The sequence below is a fragment of the Luteimonas gilva genome, assembly GCF_005239095.1.
Taxonomy (GTDB): Bacteria; Pseudomonadota; Gammaproteobacteria; order Xanthomonadales; family Xanthomonadaceae; genus Luteimonas_C; species Luteimonas_C gilva.
In genome coordinates this window covers 1-16,546 of sequence record NZ_SZUA01000001.1, presented here as the reverse complement: position 1 = coordinate 16,546, position 16,546 = coordinate 1, and the positions used below count along the sequence as shown (strand labels likewise).

The following is a 16,546-nucleotide window of genomic DNA, read 5'->3' as shown; positions in this document are numbered from 1 at the left end:
CGACTGCTTTGGCGATCGAACAGCAAGAGCAGTCGAGCAGGCTCGACTCTACAAATCGAATCAGACGCGAAGCGTGACGCCCGGCCGCGCCAGCCGAACTTCGACGCCGTAACGCTCGCCGATCTCGCCCGCCAGCGCTTCGCGCGCCTTGTCTTCGCCGTGCACCAGCGCCAGCGGCGGCCGGTTCTCGAAGCCGCCGTACCAGTCGATCAACGCGCGCTGATCGGCATGCGCCGACAAGCCGCCGACGGTGTGGCGCTGCGCGTTGACCCGGTAATCGCGGCCGTGGATTCGCACCCAGCGGGCGCCGTCGACCAAACGCCGGCCAAGCGTGCCTTCGGCCTGGTAGCCGACGAAGACCACGTGCGCCTGGCGACGTTCGAGATTGCGCTTGAAGTGGTGCAGGATGCGGCCGCCGTTGGCCATGCCGCTGCCGGCGATGATGATCGCTCCGCTTTCGATGGCGTTGATCGCCATCGAATCTTCGGCGCTCTCGGTGAAACGCAGATTGGGCAGATGGAACGGATTCGGCTTGCCCTTCCAGACGGCTCGCGCCTGTTCGTCGAACAATTCCGCGTGCTTCTCGTACACGCCGGCGACTTTGGCCGCCATTGGGCTGTCGAGGAAAATCCGCCAGCGCGACATGTTCCACTCGTCCCAATGCATCGCGATCCAGTACAGCAATTCCTGGCTGCGCCCGACCGCGAACGCAGGAATGCAGACGTTGCCCTGGCCGCGCCAGGCTTGGTCGAAGATTCCGCCGAGCTCGCGCACGGTGTCGAGCCGGTCGCGATGGTTGCGGTCGCCGTAGGTCGACTCCATCAGCACCAGGTCGGCTGCCCGGATCGTCGCCGGATCGCGCAGGATCGGCGTGCCTTTGGGGCCCAGATCGCCGGAAAACACCAGCGTGCGACCGTCGGCACGCAGCTCGACGATCGAAGAGCCGAGGATATGGCCGGCTTCGCGGAACGCCAGCTCGACGCCGTCGAAGATCGCCGTGGCGGCGTCGTACGGCAGCGGCCGCACCCGCGGCATCGTCGCTTGCACATCGTCGCGGGTGTAGAGCGGCTGCGTTTCGGGTTCGCCCTCGCGGCGCTTGCGGTTGGCGCGTTCGGCGTCGTTTTCGGCCAGCGAGGCCGAGTCCAGCAGCATGATCGACATCAGATCGGCGGTCGCCTGCTGCGCGTAGATCGGCCCGGCGAAACCGCGCTCGACCAGCAGCGGCACGCGGCCGATGTGGTCGATGTGGGCATGGCTGACGACCAGCGCGTCGAGCGAAGCCGGATCGAACGGGAACGGTTCGGCGTTGCGCGCTTCGGCTTCGCGGCTGCCCTGGATCATGCCGCAGTCCAGCAATATCCGTTTGCCCGCGGCTTCGACCAAGTGCATCGAACCGGTGACTTCGCCGGCCGCGCCGTGAAAATGGACCCGCATGCGGTTTCCTCGAATCCGAAGACGAAGTCGAAGTTAGCATGCGCACTTGCTGTTTCCCCCTCTGAAAAAGGGGGACCGAGGGGGATTTGCTTTTGACCTTGCCGTTAAAAACAACCACAAAAGCAACAGCAAATCCCCCTCAGTCCCCCTTTTCAAAGGGGGAGGAACAGCGAAGCTCGCTGGAACCGGTTACGCATCGGCGAGCCGGCCCCGCGCCATGACCTTCGACACCCGCCCACCCCTGCCGTCCGGCGTACAGTCCCCCGGCGCCCCTTTCCGGGGCCATACGCCCATGGTTCGGCCCTCGGCCGCAACTCCCGCACACCTCGCGCCCGCCCGGGCCGGAGAGCACTACGTGACCCCGAACAAACCCCAGATCCTGCTGTTGACCCTTTCCGTCGCCGTCGCGCTGGCCGCGTGCAAGCGCGAGCCCGCCGCCGACCAGGCCGCCGCTCCGGCCGCCTCGCCCGCCGAAGCCAAGCCGCTGACGCTGGACGAAAGCAAGCTGCCGCCGGTCAACCGCTTCCAGCTGGCCGATTTGGACAGCAGCAAGAACGCGTGCACCGACTTCAACGGCTACGTCAACAGCAAGTGGCTCGCGGCGAATCCGATTCCGGGCGACCGCTCCAGCTGGGGCGCGTTCGAAATGCTCGACGAGCGTTCCAACGCCGTGCAGCACCAGCTCGCCGAGCAGGCCGCGGCCGACAAGAACGCCGCCGGCATCGAAAAGATCGTCGGCGACTTCTACGCCACCGGCATGGACGAGGCCAAGATCGAAGACCAGGGCATCAAGCCGCTGGAGCCGGAACTGGGCGCGATCGACGCGCTGACCGACGGCCCCAGCATCGCCGAATACCTGCGCAAAAGCGCCGCCAAGGGCCAGAACGTGCTGTTCGGCTTCGGCTCGGATTCGGACTTCGACGATCCGACCTTGAACATCGCCTACGCGACGCAGGGCGGCCTGGGCCTGCCCGACACCACGTACTACTTCGATGCCGACAAGAAGGACAAGCGCGACGCCTACGTCGCCCACGTCGCCAAGGTGCTCGAACTGTCCGGCGTGCCGGCGGCCGACGCGGCGACGCAGGCCAAGGACGTGATGGCTTTCGAAACGCGCCTGGCCAAGGTTTCCAAGTCGCGCAAGGACATGTCGCGCGACGCCAAGCTGTTCTACAACCCGGTCTCGCTGGCCGACGCCGACAAGCTGGCGCCGAACTTCCCGTGGACCAAGTTCTTCGAATCGCAGGGCGTGGCCGCGCCGAAGATGTTCTCGTTCGCGATGCCCGAATTCCACCAGGAAGTCAGCAAGATGCTGGCCGACGTACCGGCGGCGCAGTGGAAGAGCTATCTGCGCTTCCATATCGTCGACGGCGCTTCGCCCTACCTGAGCGACGCGTTCGTGCAGGAGAACTTCAACTTCTACAGCAAGACCCTGCGCGGCCAGAAGGAAATCAAGCCGCGTTGGAAGCGCGTGCTGGCCACGGTCAACGGCGAAGCCGGCGAAGCGCTCGGCCAGATGTACGTGAAGGTCGCCTTCCCCGCCGAGTCCAAGCAGCGCATGGAAGCGCTGGTCAAGAACATGAGCGATGCGCTGAAGGTGCGCATTCAGAACCTGGCCTGGATGAGCGACGAAACCAAGGCCAAGGCCGTCGCCAAATGGGAGAAGTTCGACCCGCGCATCGGTTATCCGAGCAAGTGGCGCGACTGGGCCGGCCTGCAGACGAACCGCGACAGCTACATCGGCAACGTGATGGCCGCCGACGAGTTCAACTACAAGTGGGATCTGGGCAAGATCGGCAAGCCTGTCGACCGCACCGAATGGGGCATGAAGCCGCAGACGGTGAACGCCTCGTACAACCCGCAGCAGAACCAGCTGACCTTCCCGGCCGCGATCCTGCAGCCGCCGTTCTTCGACGCCAAGGCCGACGACCCGATCAACTACGGCGGCATCGGCGCGGTGATCGGCCATGAGATGACCCACGGCTACGACGATCAGGGCAGCCGCTTCGGGCCGACCGGCAAGTTCGAGGACTGGTGGACCAAGGCCGACGCCGAGGGCTTCAAGTCGAAGACCGGCAAGCTCGTCGCCCAGTTCAACGAGTACTCGCCGGGTCCGGGCCTGAAGGTCGACGGTTTGCACACGCTGGGCGAGAACATCGCCGACCTCGGCGGCCTGGCCACGGCCTACGACGCGATGAAGAAAGCCACCGCCGGCACGCCCGACCCGATGACCGACGGCATGACCCGCGACCAGCGCTTCTTCTACGGCTGGGCCACGGTGTGGCGCCGTTCGCACACGCCGGACGACATGAAGAACCGCCTGGCCACCGACGAGCACGCCCTGGCGCAGTTCCGCGCCGTCGGCGCGCCGTCCAACCTGCCGGCCTTCGCGGCCGCGTTCTCCTGCAAGCCGGGCCAGCCGATGGTCCGCGAAGGCGACAAGCAGGTCGTGATCTGGTAACTCGCGCCCCTCGTCGTGCGCGCGAAGGCCCGGGACCTCCCGGGCCTTCTTTTTTGCGACGGTCTGCCCGGACCGCGCGGAGGTTCAGATTCGCCGCCCGGCCGCCTTGCTAGACTGAGGCGATCCCATGCGATGGAAACCGCGATGCTCTCAATCCGCCCGCTCGTCCTGGCCCTGACCGCCGCCCTCGCCGCCACGCTCGCCGTCCACGACGCCGACGCGGCCAAGAAGAAGAAAGCGGCCCCCGCCAAGAAAGCGCCCGCGGCCACGGCCTGCACGGATTTCTACGCCTTCAGCAACGCCGACTGGCTGAAGAGCCACACCGTCGTCGCCGGCGACGGCTCGGTCAGCGCCTTGGGCGAAATGCGCGAACGCAGCCTGCAGCAGCAGCGCGACCTGCTGGACGCCGCGATGCGGACGCCGCAGGGCAATGTGCAGAAGCTGCTCGGCGATTTCTGGGCCAGCGGCCTGGACGAAGCCGCGGTGGAAGCCGACGGCAGCAAATCGATCGCGCCGCTGCTCGGCCGCATCGACGCGATCAAGAAGGCCAAGGACATTCCGCCTTCGATCGCCGCGCTGCACCAGGTCGGCATCCCGGTCGTCTTCAACTTCAGCCCGGACATCGATCTGGCCAAGTTCGACCGCCACATCGGCTATTTCAGCCAAGGCGGCCTGGGCCTGCCCGACCCCGCCTTCTACACCCGCGGCGACGCCGACACCAAGGCGCTGATGGCGCGCTACACCGATTACGTCAAGCGCATCCTCACCTTGACCGGCACGCCGCAAGCGCAACTGGATGCGGACACGAAGTCGGTGATCGACCTGGAAACGCGCATCGCGCAGGCGTCCAAGCCGCTCACCTCATTCCGCGATCCGCGTACGAACTACGCGCCGATGGCCGCGTCCGCGCTGGGCAAGCAGTACAAGCGGCTGCAGATGGCCGAATTCCTCAAAGCGCAGGGCGTGTCCAACGACACCGTGTCGCTGGCCAATCCGCAGTTGTTCGCGCAGATCGACAACCTGGTCGGCTCGCTGCCGACGGCGCAGTGGAAAGCGTATCTGCGCTTCCAGGTCGGCAATGCGATGGCGCCCTATCTGTCCAAACCGTTCCGCGACGCCGAGTTCGATTTCCGCGGCCGCCTGCTGCGCGGCGAAACCGCGCCGGAACCGCGCTGGAAGGACGTGCTGGACGCGATCAACACCGCCGCCGGCCCGATGCTGGGCCGCGAGTACGCGGCGCGCTACCTGCCCGCCGCGACGGATTCGCGCGCCGAAGCCATCGCCAAGCAAGTGCGCGAGACGCTGGCCGCGAACGTCGAACGCAGCGCGTGGATGAGCGCCGAAGCCAAGGCTGAAGCCAAGAAGAAGCTCAACGATCTGAAGATCGAAGTCGGCACGCCGAACCGCGACTTGGATTACAGCGTGCAGCCGATGGGCCGCGGCAGCTTCGGCGGCAACATGCTGATCGCTTCCACCTGGCGCCATCGCGAAGAGATGAAGCGGATCGGCCAAAACAACGCCGACCGCCGTTGGGACGTGTTGCCGCAGCAGCCGGCGCTGGCTTACGACATCGCCCAGAACCGCCTGATCGTGACCGCCGCGATGCTGCAGTCGCCGGTGCTGGACATGGGCAAGGACGCGGCCACGCAATTCGGCACGTTCGGCGCGCTGGTCGGCCACGAACTGAGCCACGCGGTCGACATCAAGGGCCGCTTGGTCGATGCCGGCGGCGGCTTGAAGAGCTGGTGGACGCCGGCCGACGACGCTGCGTGGCAAGACAAGGCCAACAAGCTCGCCGCGCAATACGACGGCTACGCCTATCCCGATTTGAGCGGCGTCAAGGTCAACGGCCGGCAGACCTCGGAAGAAAACATGGCCGACTTGGCCGGCGTCGAACTTGCCTACCAGGCTTTCGCCGGCGACGCATCGGCGAACACCGAAGCGGGCAAGCAAGCGTTCTTCAAAGCCTGGGCCGGCTTGTGGGCCCAGGAAAACAGCGCCGAAGCGGCCAAGGTGCTCGCCGCCAGCGACGTGCACGCGCCGGGCCAATGGCGCGCGAACGGTCCGTTGGTGAATCAGCCCGCGTTCGGCGAGGCCTACAAGTGCAAGGCGACGACGAACATGCAGAAGGCGCCTGCCGAACAGTTGTCGATCTGGCGTTGATTCCGCTGCGTACGTCGGCGAAGCCGCATGGCGTAAATCCTCCCCGACCCTCCTTTTTCAAAGAAGGGAGAACAGCAGATCGTTGCGATCTCGCCGACAGCTAGGAACTCCCCCTTTGAAAAAGGGGGACCGAAGGGGGATTTACGCCAGTTGCAACGGCTGCGCCCCTTACCGATCATCTCTTATCTGACGATCGTCGGCCTGCGCGGCCCGCCCTTGCCGAACGGCGGTTGCCCGCGCCAATAGCGGATCAGCAACCAGCCGAACAGCATGCCGCCCAGATGCGCGAAATGGGCCACGCCGGGTTGCAAGCCGGTGAAGCCCATCAGCAGTTCGATCACGCCGTAGACGATCACCAGCGTGCGCGCCTTCATCGGAATCGGCGGGATCAGCAGCATCACCCGCTGGTTCGGGAACAGCATGCCGTAGGCCAGCAGCAAGCCGAACACGCCGCCGGAAGCGCCCAAAGTCGGATACGCGCCGCCGCCTTGCGCCACGGTCCACGACGACACCAGCAATTGGCACACGCCCGCGCCGGCGACACAGACCAGGTAATAGATTAGGAAACGGCGATTGCCCCAGGTGTATTCCAGCGGCGCGCCGAACATCAGCAGCGCCAGCATGTTGAACGCCAGATGGGTGAAGCTGCCGTGCAAGAAACCGTAGGTCAGCAACTGCCACGGCAGGAAGCTTTGCTCGGGCGCATAGGCGTCGAAACCGACATCTCCAATAGGCCACAACATGAAGGCCGCGAAGGTTTCGTTGGTCAGCAGATACTGCAATGCGAATGCGAGGCCGTTGATGATCAACAGCGCCTGGGTAACCGGCGGAAGTCGGGAGAACATGGCGGCTCCAATCGGGGGCGCGGCTATCATAGCCGCATGTCCGCCCTGCCCGAGATCGACGCCGCCGACGGCACCGCCATCGCCGAGGCGCTGGCCGGGTACGGCGTCTGCCGGATCGCCGGGCCGTTCGCGCCCGAGCGCCTGCGGGCGTTGCGCGCGGACCTGCTGCGCCTGCGCGACGCGGGCGCGCTGCAGGCCGCCGCGGTCGGCCGCGACCGCACGCGCGACCTGCGCCCGGACATCCGCGGCGACGCCACGCTTTGGCTGAACGATCCGCGCTGCGGCGACGCCGCGCGCGAGTTCCTGGCTGCGTTGGACGCGCTGCGCGGCGAGTTCAACCGCAACCTGTTCGCCGGATTGCGCGAAGTCGAAGCCCACTACGCCGCCTACCCGCCCGGCAGCGGCTACGCGCGCCACCGCGACCGCTTCCGCGACGACGACGCGCGCGTGCTGTCGTGGGTGACTTACCTGAACGAAGATTGGCGCGCGGAAGACGGCGGCGCGCTGCGCTTGCACGCGGACGACGGTGCGATCGACATCGCACCGCGCATCGGAACTTCGGTGTGCTTCCGCAGCGAACTCGAACACGAAGTGCTGCCAGCCGTACGCGAACGCTTCAGCATCGCTGCTTGGTTCAGGCGCTAGCTTGCTTTCGTCGCTCTCCCCTTGCGGGGGAGGGACTGGCCGAAGGCCAGGGAGAGGGTTCGGCTTTTGGCGAGTCCTTTCAAACAGCGGGATATGCGCTTTTGCTTAACTAACCGCCAAAGCCGAACCCTCTCCCTGGCGCTTCGCGCCTTCCCTCTCCCCCAAAAGGGAGGGGGGAAATCATCACTCCGGCGGCATGCCCCAAATCTGTTCGTCGATCGTCGCCGCGGCCTTGAGCCCTTTCACTTTGCCCTTCTCCACCCACACGCCTTCGGCGCGCAAGCGGCGCGTTTGCTCGGCGTGGCCCTTGGAGCCTTCCGGAAACGCGATCCGCCCGTCCGAACGCAGCACGCGATGCCAAGGCAGCTTCGGATCGGCGTTTTCGCTCAGCAGCCGCGCCACCAGGCGCGCGCGGCCCGGCAGGCCCGCGCGGCGCGCGACTTCGCCGTAACCGGCCACCTGACCGCGCGGAATCGCGCGGATCGCGGCCAAAATGCGCTTGGCGGAAGACAGGTCGGCCATGGGGGATTAGCATAGCGGCAACTTCCCCGCGCTTCCGGTCCCGATGCAGAATTTCGAACAGATCCGCAGCCACCTCGGCGCTTCCGGCTTCCGTCTGACGATGCAGGAGCCGTATGTGGTCTGCGTCGAGCTGTCGCTGGACGGCGGCCGCCGCCATCAATCGATCTTCCTGTCCGAAATCCACGACGACGACGAACGCACCTATCTGCGCGTGGCCACCACCATCGCGCCGATCACCGGCGTCGACGCGCGCCGCGCGCTGGCGTTCAACTGGGAAAGCCGGGTGGGTTATCTCGCCATCGGCGACTTGGACGGCGTGCCTTACCTGCAGCTGTGCGAAAATCGTCCGTACGACGCGCTGACCCCGGCCGAAGTCGACCGGTTGGTGCTGGAGATCGGCGGCATGGGCGACCGCATCGAGCATGCGCTGTCCGCAGGCGGCGATCTGCTTTGACGCTTCTAACCCTCTCCCGTAAACGGGAGAGGGTTGGGCGAGGACACGCGCGACGTTCAGATGGCGACAAACAATCGTTCCCTGAAATTCCAGACGAACTACTGGAAAACCAGGTTCGATGCGACCGGCTGGCCTGTGCGCCCTCACCCCAGCCCTCTCCCGCAAGCGGGAGAGGGAGCAAACATCAAGCCCAGCCGAGGGCTTCCAATAGCCTGAGCAATCCATAGGCGATGCCACCCGCGGCGGGGATCGTCAGGATCCACGCCCACACGATCCGCTCGATCACGCCCAGCTTCAGCGCGCGCGGATTCTTGGCGAAGCCCACGCCCATGATCGCGGTCGAAATGCTGTGCGTGGTCGACACCGGCATGCCGAAATGCGCGGCGGTCACCAGAATCGTCGCCGACGCGCTTTCCGCGGCGAAGCCGTCGATGGGATGCAACTTGACCATCTTGTGGCCGAGCGTCTTGATGATGCGCCAACCGCCGGCGGCGGTGCCCGCGGCCATCACCAGGGCGCAGGTGGCGATGATCCAGCTGTCGATGTCGTCCTTGCCGCCGTCCGGATGCAGGAACGACAGCCACGCCGGCAGATCGTTCAACGCGCCTTCGGTCTGCGCGGCGAAGATCGCCAGGGCGATGATGCCCATCGTCTTCTGCGCGTCCTGGCGGCCGTGCGCGAAGCCCATATAGGCCGCGGAAACGAACTGCGCCTTGCCGAAGAACATGCCGACCCAACGCGGCCGCGCCAACCGGGCCAGCAAACCGCCGGCCTTGGACATGCCGGCGATCAGCACGTACAGCAGCGTGATGATCGCAACGCCCAACAGGAAGCCGGCGATCGGCGAACTGATCATCGGCACCACCACTTTCCACAGCAGTCCCTTGTTGCTGGTCCAGCCTGCGTCGCCGACTTTGGACCAGATCAGCGCCGCCCAATTGTTGTGAGCGGCGGCGAGCGCCGCGCCGCACAGGCCGCCGATGAGCGCGTGCGAGGACGACGACGGCAAGCCGCGCCACCACGTGATGAGGTTCCACACGATCGCGCCGAGCAAGGCGCAGATCAGCACCTGCGAAGTGACGACGACGACGTCGGTGTCGACCAGCCCCGAAGCGATGGTCTTGGCCACCGCCGTCCCCCAGAACGCGCCGATCAGGTTGGTGCTGGCGGCCAGCGCGATCGCCTGCCCCGGCGACAGCACCTTGGTCGCGACCACGGTGGCGATGGAATTGGCGGTGTCGTGGAAGCCGTTGATGAACTCGAAGACGAGCGCGGCCAGGATCACCGTCAGCACGAGGGTCAGCACGGAATACCCCTTTTCAATGGATTCTCGCAGCCATCCGTGGCGCGACAATACGGCTTCGGACGGTCCAGCCCCGCCATCCATGGCGTGGCGTTCGCAGCGATGCACGCCTGCGGCGCGCAAGCATCGCTACTCACCCTCAGCTGTTCTTCAATACGATCTGGTAGGCGACCACACCGGCTTCGCGGCAGCGGTCGATCGCCTTCTCCAGAATCTCGAAGAACTCCTTCAGCAGGAACATCTGCAGGTTGTCGAGCTTGCCGGAGTAGATGTCGCGGTACAGCTCCAGCATTAGCCGGTCGGCCTCGTTCTCGATCGCGCGCAATTTTTCGTTGAGCGCGGTCATGCGGTCGATGTTCATCTTGCGCAGCTCGGCCACCATCTCCACCACCACGCCGGCGGCTTGCTCCAGCATCGCCGCGCGCGGCGCGAAATCGATGCCTTCCAGGTGGCGGGTGGCCAGCGAATAGCGGTCGGCGAATTTCTCGACCTGCTTGGGGATCTTGTACAGGGCCGAGCCCAGCGCCTCGATGTCCTCGCGCTCGAACGGGGTCATGAAGCTGTCGACCAGGGCCTGCCCGATCTTGTCCGAGGCCACCCGCTCGCGCTGCCGCGCCAGCTTGAAGGCGTCCAGGGCCGGCTGGCGGTCGCTGGCCTTCATCATCGCGTGCAGGGCCCGGGTGCTGTCGTAGGCGGCCTGGGCGGCCTCGTCGAACAGGGTGAAGAACTGCTTGCCGGAGCCGAAGATCGTCTGCAGGGAGAACATCGCGTAGGCCTTCCCGATGGCTGGAGGTCGGATCGAAGGCGCGATTATGACGGGATCGTGACGGTTCCGGCATTACCGTCGCTGCTTGGACCCGTTCCGGACCCCGCGTCCGGCCCTGTTATGATGCTTGGGCGCCCCGGCGCAGCCTATGGACGACGACCGAACGCCCTCGCCCCCGCCCGCCGCCGGATCTACCGCGGCCCGCCCGTTTCCCGGCATCCTCCCCACCTCGGCCCTGAGCGAAGCCCCCGCGTGCTCGAGCTACTGATCGTCATCTTCCTGATCGCTCTCAACGCTTTCTTCGCTTTGTCGGAGATGGCGCTGATGACCTCGCGCAAGTTGCGCCTGAAGCAGATGGCCGAGGACCCGGCTGCGCCCAGCCGCGGCGCGCGCAAGGCCTTGGCCTTGGCCGAGCACCCGGACAATCTGCTGTCGACGGTGCAGATCGGCATCACTCTGATCGGCATCCTGGCCGGCGTGTTCGGCGGCGACGCGATCGGCCTGATCATCGCCGACTGGCTCAAGCACGTGTTCCCGGCCGCACAGCAATACGCGCGCCCGATCGGCATCGGCACCGCGGTCGGGCTGATCACCATCTCGTCGGTGATCTTCGGCGAACTGATCCCCAAGCGCTTGGCGCTGACCAACGCCGAAGGCATCGCCAGCGTCGTCGCGATTCCGCTGGACATGCTGGCCACCGCCGCCAAGCCCATCGTGTTCACGCTCGGCGCGATCAACCGCCTGGTGCTGCGCCTGCTCGGCATCAAGGACGACGCCCGCAACGCCATCACCGAAGAAGAGATCCGCCTGCTGGTGAGCGAAAGCCACGAGCAGGGCGTGATCGACTCGCACGAACGCAACATGATGAACCGCGTGCTGCGCCTGGGCGACCGCACCGCCGAAAGCCTGATGACGCCGCGTATGCGCATCGCCTGGCTCGACGCCGCCGCGCCGTTCGAAGAGAACCTGGCGGCGATGCGCGAGACGCCGTTCTCGCGCTATCCGGTCTACCGCAGCAACGACCAGGACGTGCTGGGCGTGCTGGAAGTCAAATCCTTGCTCGACCGCTTGGACGAAACCGCGCCGGACTTGTTCCGCGATCTGCGCGAACCGCTGTTCGTATCCGAATCCACCCACGCGATGAAGCTGCTGGAGATCCTGCGCGAGGAACAGCAATCGCTGGCGCTGGTGGTCGACGAGTACGGCGACATCCAGGGCGTGGTCACGGTGACCGATGTGATGGGCGCGGTGCTTGGCCGCCTGCAGTCGGGCGAGCCCGACGACGAGGAAGCGCTGGTGGTGCAGCGCGAGGACGGCTCCTACTTGGTCGACGGCGCGCTCTCCATCGAAGAGCTGCGCGAGCTGATGGGCGTCAGCGAGTTCCCGGACGAAGAAGAGCACGACTACCACACCGCCGCCGGCATGACGATCGCGCGCTTCGGCCGCATTCCTCACGCGAGCGAGCATTTCGATTGGGACGGGTGGCGGATCGAAGTGGTCGATCTGGACGGCCCGCGCGTAGACAAGCTGCTGCTGACGCGGCGCGCCGAGCCGGAACGCGAAGACGATGACGGCTGATCGCGACGAGAAGCACCGCAAGACGCGCGAGCCCGGCACGCGCGTGCTGCTCGACGCGCTGGCGGTGGGCGATCCCGAGGAAGTGCTGAAGCTGCGCGACGTGCTGGCCGGTCTGGGCCGCAGCACGTTCGGCATGCTGCTGATGGTGGCCACGCTGCCGGCCTTCATCCCCATTCCCGGTCTGGCGGGCGCGTTGAGCGGACCGCTGGTGATGCTGGTCGGCGCACAGCTGCTGTTCCTGCTGCGCAAACCGTGGCTGCCCGCTTTCCTCGCCGAACGCGGCCCGCACCGCAAGCTGCTGGTGAGCTTCAACCAGCGCATCTCGCCTTGGCTCAGCCGGCTGGAGCATCTGGTCAAGCCGCGGCTGACGGCGATGCTGGATCATCCGCTCGCGACGCTGTTCACCGGCCTGTTGCTGGTCCTGCTGGGCCTGCTGTTGTCGCTGCCGATCCCGTTCACCAATTATCTGTTCGGCGTGCTGCTGCTGATGTTTTCTTTCGCCCTGCTGGAACGCGACGGCGCGCTGATGCTGCTCGCGTGGGCGGCGGGCCTCGTCGCCATCGGATTCTTCGGGATCTTGTCCGGCAACCTGGTCGCGATGGCGACGCGCTGGATCGACAGTCTGTTCTGACCGCTCCTTGGTTTTTGTGGGAGCGGCTTTAGCCGCGAGCTTTTCAGGTCTGGACGACTTGACCACAGCGTATGGGAAAGCTCGCGGCTAAAGCCGCTCCCACAAAAAATGGCCACTTTTTCGCCGCTTTCCGTCTTGCGTCGAGCGACTCGACGCAACCGCGAAGGAGCGGCCCCTTGAAGCACGACGCAACATCCGTTCCGACCCGCCCCCCGGTCGGGATTCCCTCCGCATCGCTCGCCGACCGTGGCATTCAACCGCCCAAGCGCTACGGCATCTACCGCGCCAAGACCACCGGCCGTCTCGACGGCCCCGGCGACAACTGGTCCTGGCGCGTCATGATCACCCGCGACGGCAAGCCGCTGTGCAACAAATCCTTCGCCGACAAGCGCTACGGCGACGCCCGCCAAGCGTTGCAAGCGGCGATGGATTTCCGCGACCGGATCCTGGCGCGGTGCCAGCCCATGCGCAAACGCGAGCGGCAGCAAATGCTCCGCCGCAACAACACCAGCGGCCTGGCAGGCGTTTGCCGCTGCACCAGCCGCGGACGCGATTACTATATCGCGCAGACTTTGCTGCCCGACGGCACCCGCCTGCGCCGCGCGTTCGCGATCGCCAAGCACGGCGAGCAAAAAGCGCTCGAGCTGGCCGCCGCCGAACGCCAACGTCAGTTGGCGCGGATCGAAGGCGAGACGGAGCGCGACACCGGCGCCGTCCCGCCCGAGCGGTGACGCGCCGTGCGCTTCAAGGGCATCTTCATCAGCAACGTCCGCTGCGGCGGCGACCTGGCCGGCATCTTCGAACAAGAAGGCTCGTCGGCCTATTTCTATCTGTACGACCTGACCCGCGAAGAAGGCCGCAAAGCGGTGCGCCAGCTGCGCATCGGCTACGTACCGTCCGACTTGCAGGAGAAGGACGTGGACGTGGAATGGGACGACGACCAGACGACGGTGGCACTGTTCATCCGCAAGAAGCTGCGCGCGGCCTTCGACGTTCGGTCCGCGATCGGCTGATCGCGGACGTTTGCGGCATCAGGCGGGCGGCGCCGCCGCCGGATCCATCCACACCGCTTCCCACACGTGGCCGTCGGCATCGGCGAAGCTGCGGTTGTACAGGAAGCCGAGTTCCAGCACGGGATTGACGTCCGCGATGCCGCCTTTCGCGGCCGCGGCGGCGTTCATCGCATCGACCGCCTCGCGGCTATCGCAGGACAGGCACAGCATCACTTCGCTCGAATCCTTCGACGGAATCGGCCGCGTGGTGAAGGTCCGCCACTTGTCGTGCGTTTGCAGCATGACGTTGATCGCCTCGCTCCACACCATGCACGCCGCGGTGTCGTCGCTGAAAGCCGGGTTGTTGACGAAGCCGAGCGCCTCGTAGAAAGCCTTGGCCGCGCCGAGATCGGCGACGGGAAGGTTGATGAAGATCATCTTGGGCATGGCGGCTCCTTGGTTATGGGGTCGAGGCTGTCGTGTTGCGCATATCTGAGCGCATCATATTTTCAGCGCGGGACGGCAACCATTACCTCGATGGTTATCGACGCACGCCGCTATCCGACATGCCAGGCTAGTTCATTGTAGGTTGGGGTGAAAGCCGATGGTCAGGCTATTGGCACCATCGAAGCCGAGGCAAGCGGCACTGGGGTTACAGCAACCCGGGCTTCCGTAGGGCGGAACCGCCGCAGGCGTTTCCGCCGAGTCGTATTGACAGCGTGACGGCGGAATCCGCTTCGCGGGTTCCGCCCTACGTGAATTTTTCCCCACGTAAAACCAGCCAAAACACGAAACCGGAAACCGCTCCGACAAGGCAGGTGACAAGAAGGTCAGCAGGCTTAGGAGCTGCCGGCAAATGCAATATCGCTCCAACCAATGCGCCGCCCATGCCTCCAGAAATCAATGCACTCCACCCATTGACGAGCTTCATCGCTCGAAGCGCGAGATAAAGCGGAATTCCAATCACCGCCACTGCAATAGACGAGAAAACAAAAAACACAGGAACAAGGCCAAATTGCCAGAATGTGAAGCGATCAGAACCGAGCGGCGTAAGCAAAGCCATAGTCACCGCGGGAGTGAATGAAGCAAGACAATACCCCACCAGCAAGCGCACCGAGCCACCTGCATGCCGAGTCTTCACCTATTCACTATCCCAAACATCCGGTTAGAGTAAGACCCAAAAATACTCCGAGCCCGCGCTATGGATAAGGCCCTGCTTTCCCAGTATAGAAAAATGCGATGGCTATGCTGGCTCTTATTTGCAGCATTCATGACTTGCCTCGCCTTCGGAAACGCCACTTCGATGATTCTTTCTGGCGGCGGATTTTTTATCGTCTCCATAGCCGCGGCCTTTATGCCTTGCCCTCACTGCAGACACAGAGTCGGGTTTATAGACCTCGGCCCACTTTACGCATTATGGCCGTTCGGAGGGTGGTGCATGAATTGCCGTAAGAGGCTTTTTGTCTTGGGCACTCACCACACCCTGTAGGGTGGAACTACCGCTGACGTCCGACAAATCGTGTTGACAGGAAGGGGCCGCTTCGCGAGCCCCTCAGCTCATTGATTTCTTGCGCAATTTTTTTGCGTATGACTTCCAGCTAGCTTCGATTTAGCAGAGCTTAATACCGCACCCACTATTTCAACGCCTGCCGGGTCTGCGCGATTCATCCCCACTCTAGCGATGAGTCTAAATGAACTTCGCAGGTCTTGAACTTCTCCTATCAAATGATATTCACGACAATCAGGCCCTAAAGCAATAATAGCCGCGGCGCATTGCTTCAACATCACCGCCTGCTTCTTTTGCATGCCATCAGCTGAAATCGCAACATCTCGCAAAACCGGGCCGCCGCCTGTATCAAGGAGCTGTTTCATTTCATTAATCGCACTCTGATACTCCGAGAGCTTTTCATCTAGTTGGCCACACCCAGCAGGAACATTGACGTCCGCACAACCTACGCCAATCATTCCGAGCACCGCAACGAGCAATAATTTCATGGAATTGGGTCTCTAGGCGTTTTCGTCCTTATCATGCCGATATTGCACAATTCCCCCAAGATATCCCACCACGGGAATGGGTCGACTAATCCCAAATCTTTACGTTCCTGCGCCAGATCGCATTCGACTGCCATTCTTTCTTCTTCGCAATATTTAATTGCATCTGGAACGCATGAGGGGCTGTCGCTGTTTTTGCAAGCGAGATACACGTTATCGCACATCCTCTTTGCAGAACCCAATCTACTTCGGCTGTAATCAGAATAATGATTCTCTTTCCTGCGGTGCCAGTATCCTCCGACGCCTGATACAAATTCGCAGGCAGCTTGTGCAAGCTGTCCCCAAAATAAACCATAGCGATCTGAGTACGCGAACGGCGCGCTAGCTACGTATGTGTATGTGGTTGGCCCTGCCATTAGCCCCAAAGGATCGCTTTCCGCATACCTTCCTGCGCCAGCCTCGTAATTCCTAAAATAGTTGTAGTTCAGCCCACTAGCACTGTCATAGCGCTGCCCCGGGAACCGCATATTCATGACGAACGCGGTGCCGTTGCTATCGGGATCCTGATTGGGGATCGTATTGCCGAACGCCTCGCCCTCCAGATCCCAGCGCCAGATCGCCGTGTTGGCCGTCGTGTCGATCACCGCTCGCGGCGTGCCCAGGTGGTCGGGTTGCAGGTAGTGCAGCTTTTGGTTGGTGGTGGCGCCGGCCAGTAGGCCCACCGGCAGATCGTCCAGCCAGATGGCTTGTTGGATCGGTT

At 64.3% G+C, this 16,546-nt stretch carries 17 protein-coding genes; 8 read left to right on the top strand and 9 right to left on the bottom strand.

Features of this window, described 5'->3' with window-relative positions; genetic code table 11:
• Positions 1-60 precede the first annotated feature (60 nt).
• A complete protein-coding gene (locus FCE95_RS00085) occupies positions 61-1,434 on the bottom strand; it encodes an MBL fold metallo-hydrolase RNA specificity domain-containing protein (protein ID WP_137264979.1) in 1,374 nt (457 codons plus the stop codon).
• A 379-nt stretch (positions 1,435-1,813) separates the two neighbouring features.
• Here FCE95_RS00085 and FCE95_RS00080 point away from each other — a divergent pair, with 379 nt between their 5' ends.
• Together FCE95_RS00080 and FCE95_RS00075 are read left to right on the top strand one after the other, a co-directional pair.
• Complete coding sequence (locus FCE95_RS00080; protein WP_223266814.1) at positions 1,814-3,895, top strand: M13 family metallopeptidase; 2,082 nt, start codon at positions 1,814-1,816, stop codon at positions 3,893-3,895.
• 144 nt (positions 3,896-4,039) lie between these two features.
• Entirely contained in the window at positions 4,040-6,058 is a 2,019-nt protein-coding gene (locus FCE95_RS00075) for a M13 family metallopeptidase (RefSeq protein ID WP_137264977.1), read from the top strand.
• 182 nt (positions 6,059-6,240) lie between these two features.
• Here the strand turns inward: FCE95_RS00075 and FCE95_RS00070 are convergent, their stop codons facing one another.
• Positions 6,241-6,903 (bottom strand): rhomboid family intramembrane serine protease, encoded by a 663-nt coding sequence (locus tag FCE95_RS00070; RefSeq protein ID WP_137264976.1) that lies wholly within the window; start codon positions 6,901-6,903, stop codon positions 6,241-6,243.
• Positions 6,904-6,939: 36 nt separating this feature from the next.
• On the opposite strand from FCE95_RS00070, the gene FCE95_RS00065 reads away from it, so the two are divergent.
• Positions 6,940-7,548: a 2OG-Fe(II) oxygenase gene (locus tag FCE95_RS00065; RefSeq protein ID WP_137264975.1), complete on the top strand. Its 609-nt coding sequence runs from the start codon at positions 6,940-6,942 to the stop codon at positions 7,546-7,548.
• A gap of 183 nt (positions 7,549-7,731) precedes the next feature.
• On the opposite strand, the gene FCE95_RS00060 is transcribed toward FCE95_RS00065, so the two are convergent.
• Entirely contained in the window at positions 7,732-8,070 is a 339-nt protein-coding gene (locus tag FCE95_RS00060) for an MGMT family protein (RefSeq protein ID WP_137264974.1), read from the bottom strand.
• Between the two features lie 43 nt (positions 8,071-8,113).
• Between FCE95_RS00060 and FCE95_RS00055 the strand changes: the two genes are divergently transcribed.
• On the top strand, positions 8,114-8,524 hold the full coding sequence (locus tag FCE95_RS00055) for a hypothetical protein (protein WP_137264973.1): 411 nt from the start codon (positions 8,114-8,116) through the stop codon (positions 8,522-8,524).
• A 184-nt stretch (positions 8,525-8,708) separates the two neighbouring features.
• Here the strand turns inward: FCE95_RS00055 and FCE95_RS00050 are convergent, their stop codons facing one another.
• The gene (locus tag FCE95_RS00050) at positions 8,709-9,830 is read right to left on the bottom strand and encodes an inorganic phosphate transporter (protein ID WP_137264972.1); all 1,122 of its coding nucleotides are present in this window, start codon (positions 9,828-9,830) and stop codon (positions 8,709-8,711) included.
• Between the two features lie 136 nt (positions 9,831-9,966).
• Positions 9,967-10,593, bottom strand: a complete 627-nt coding sequence (locus FCE95_RS00045; protein ID WP_137264971.1) for a DUF47 domain-containing protein — start codon at positions 10,591-10,593, stop codon at positions 9,967-9,969.
• A gap of 252 nt (positions 10,594-10,845) precedes the next feature.
• Between FCE95_RS00045 and FCE95_RS00040 the strand changes: the two genes are divergently transcribed.
• From FCE95_RS00040 to FCE95_RS00025, 4 genes are all read left to right on the top strand, one after another.
• Complete coding sequence (locus FCE95_RS00040) at positions 10,846-12,171, top strand: hemolysin family protein (RefSeq protein ID WP_137264970.1); 1,326 nt, start codon at positions 10,846-10,848, stop codon at positions 12,169-12,171.
• Positions 12,161-12,802, top strand: a complete 642-nt coding sequence (locus FCE95_RS00035) for an exopolysaccharide biosynthesis protein (protein ID WP_137264969.1) — start codon at positions 12,161-12,163, stop codon at positions 12,800-12,802. Before FCE95_RS00040 ends, FCE95_RS00035 begins: the two co-directional genes overlap by 11 nt.
• 176 nt (positions 12,803-12,978) lie before the next feature.
• Positions 12,979-13,533, top strand: coding sequence for a hypothetical protein (locus FCE95_RS00030; protein WP_137264968.1), 555 nt, complete (start codon positions 12,979-12,981; stop codon positions 13,531-13,533).
• 6 nt (positions 13,534-13,539) lie between these two features.
• A complete protein-coding gene (locus FCE95_RS00025) occupies positions 13,540-13,815 on the top strand; it encodes a DUF2251 domain-containing protein (protein WP_137264967.1) in 276 nt (91 codons plus the stop codon).
• A gap of 18 nt (positions 13,816-13,833) precedes the next feature.
• Here FCE95_RS00025 and FCE95_RS00020 read toward each other — a convergent pair whose 3' ends face one another.
• From FCE95_RS00020 to FCE95_RS00005, 4 genes are all read right to left on the bottom strand, one after another.
• A complete protein-coding gene (locus FCE95_RS00020; RefSeq protein ID WP_137264966.1) occupies positions 13,834-14,241 on the bottom strand; it encodes a VOC family protein in 408 nt (135 codons plus the stop codon).
• A 304-nt stretch (positions 14,242-14,545) separates the two neighbouring features.
• Positions 14,546-14,908: a hypothetical protein gene (locus tag FCE95_RS00015; protein WP_137264965.1), complete on the bottom strand. Its 363-nt coding sequence runs from the start codon at positions 14,906-14,908 to the stop codon at positions 14,546-14,548.
• A 443-nt stretch (positions 14,909-15,351) separates the two neighbouring features.
• Positions 15,352-15,789: a hypothetical protein gene (locus FCE95_RS00010; RefSeq protein ID WP_137264964.1), complete on the bottom strand. Its 438-nt coding sequence runs from the start codon at positions 15,787-15,789 to the stop codon at positions 15,352-15,354.
• A partial coding sequence (locus tag FCE95_RS00005) for an RHS repeat domain-containing protein (RefSeq protein ID WP_317616459.1) occupies positions 15,786-16,546 on the bottom strand: 761 nt, incomplete at its 5' end. The genes FCE95_RS00010 and FCE95_RS00005, both read right to left, overlap by 4 nt.

Excerpts from the sequence above, each read along its gene's own strand:
- FCE95_RS00085 (WP_137264979.1), bottom strand. The coding sequence starts at position 1,434 with ATGCGGGTCCATTTTCACGGCGCGGCCGGCGAAGTCACCGGTTCGATG.
- FCE95_RS00070 (WP_137264976.1), bottom strand. The coding sequence starts at position 6,903 with ATGTTCTCCCGACTTCCGCCGGTTACCCAGGCGCTGTTGATCATCAAC.
- FCE95_RS00075 (WP_137264977.1), top strand. The coding sequence starts at position 4,040 with ATGCTCTCAATCCGCCCGCTCGTCCTGGCCCTGACCGCCGCCCTCGCC.
- FCE95_RS00045 (WP_137264971.1), bottom strand. The coding sequence starts at position 10,593 with ATGTTCTCCCTGCAGACGATCTTCGGCTCCGGCAAGCAGTTCTTCACC.
- FCE95_RS00010 (WP_137264964.1), bottom strand. The coding sequence starts at position 15,789 with ATGAAATTATTGCTCGTTGCGGTGCTCGGAATGATTGGCGTAGGTTGT.
- FCE95_RS00035 (WP_137264969.1), top strand. The coding sequence starts at position 12,161 with ATGACGGCTGATCGCGACGAGAAGCACCGCAAGACGCGCGAGCCCGGC.
- FCE95_RS00065 (WP_137264975.1), top strand. The coding sequence starts at position 6,940 with ATGTCCGCCCTGCCCGAGATCGACGCCGCCGACGGCACCGCCATCGCC.
- FCE95_RS00020 (WP_137264966.1), bottom strand. The coding sequence starts at position 14,241 with ATGCCCAAGATGATCTTCATCAACCTTCCCGTCGCCGATCTCGGCGCG.
- FCE95_RS00060 (WP_137264974.1), bottom strand. The coding sequence starts at position 8,070 with ATGGCCGACCTGTCTTCCGCCAAGCGCATTTTGGCCGCGATCCGCGCG.
- FCE95_RS00055 (WP_137264973.1), top strand. The coding sequence starts at position 8,114 with ATGCAGAATTTCGAACAGATCCGCAGCCACCTCGGCGCTTCCGGCTTC.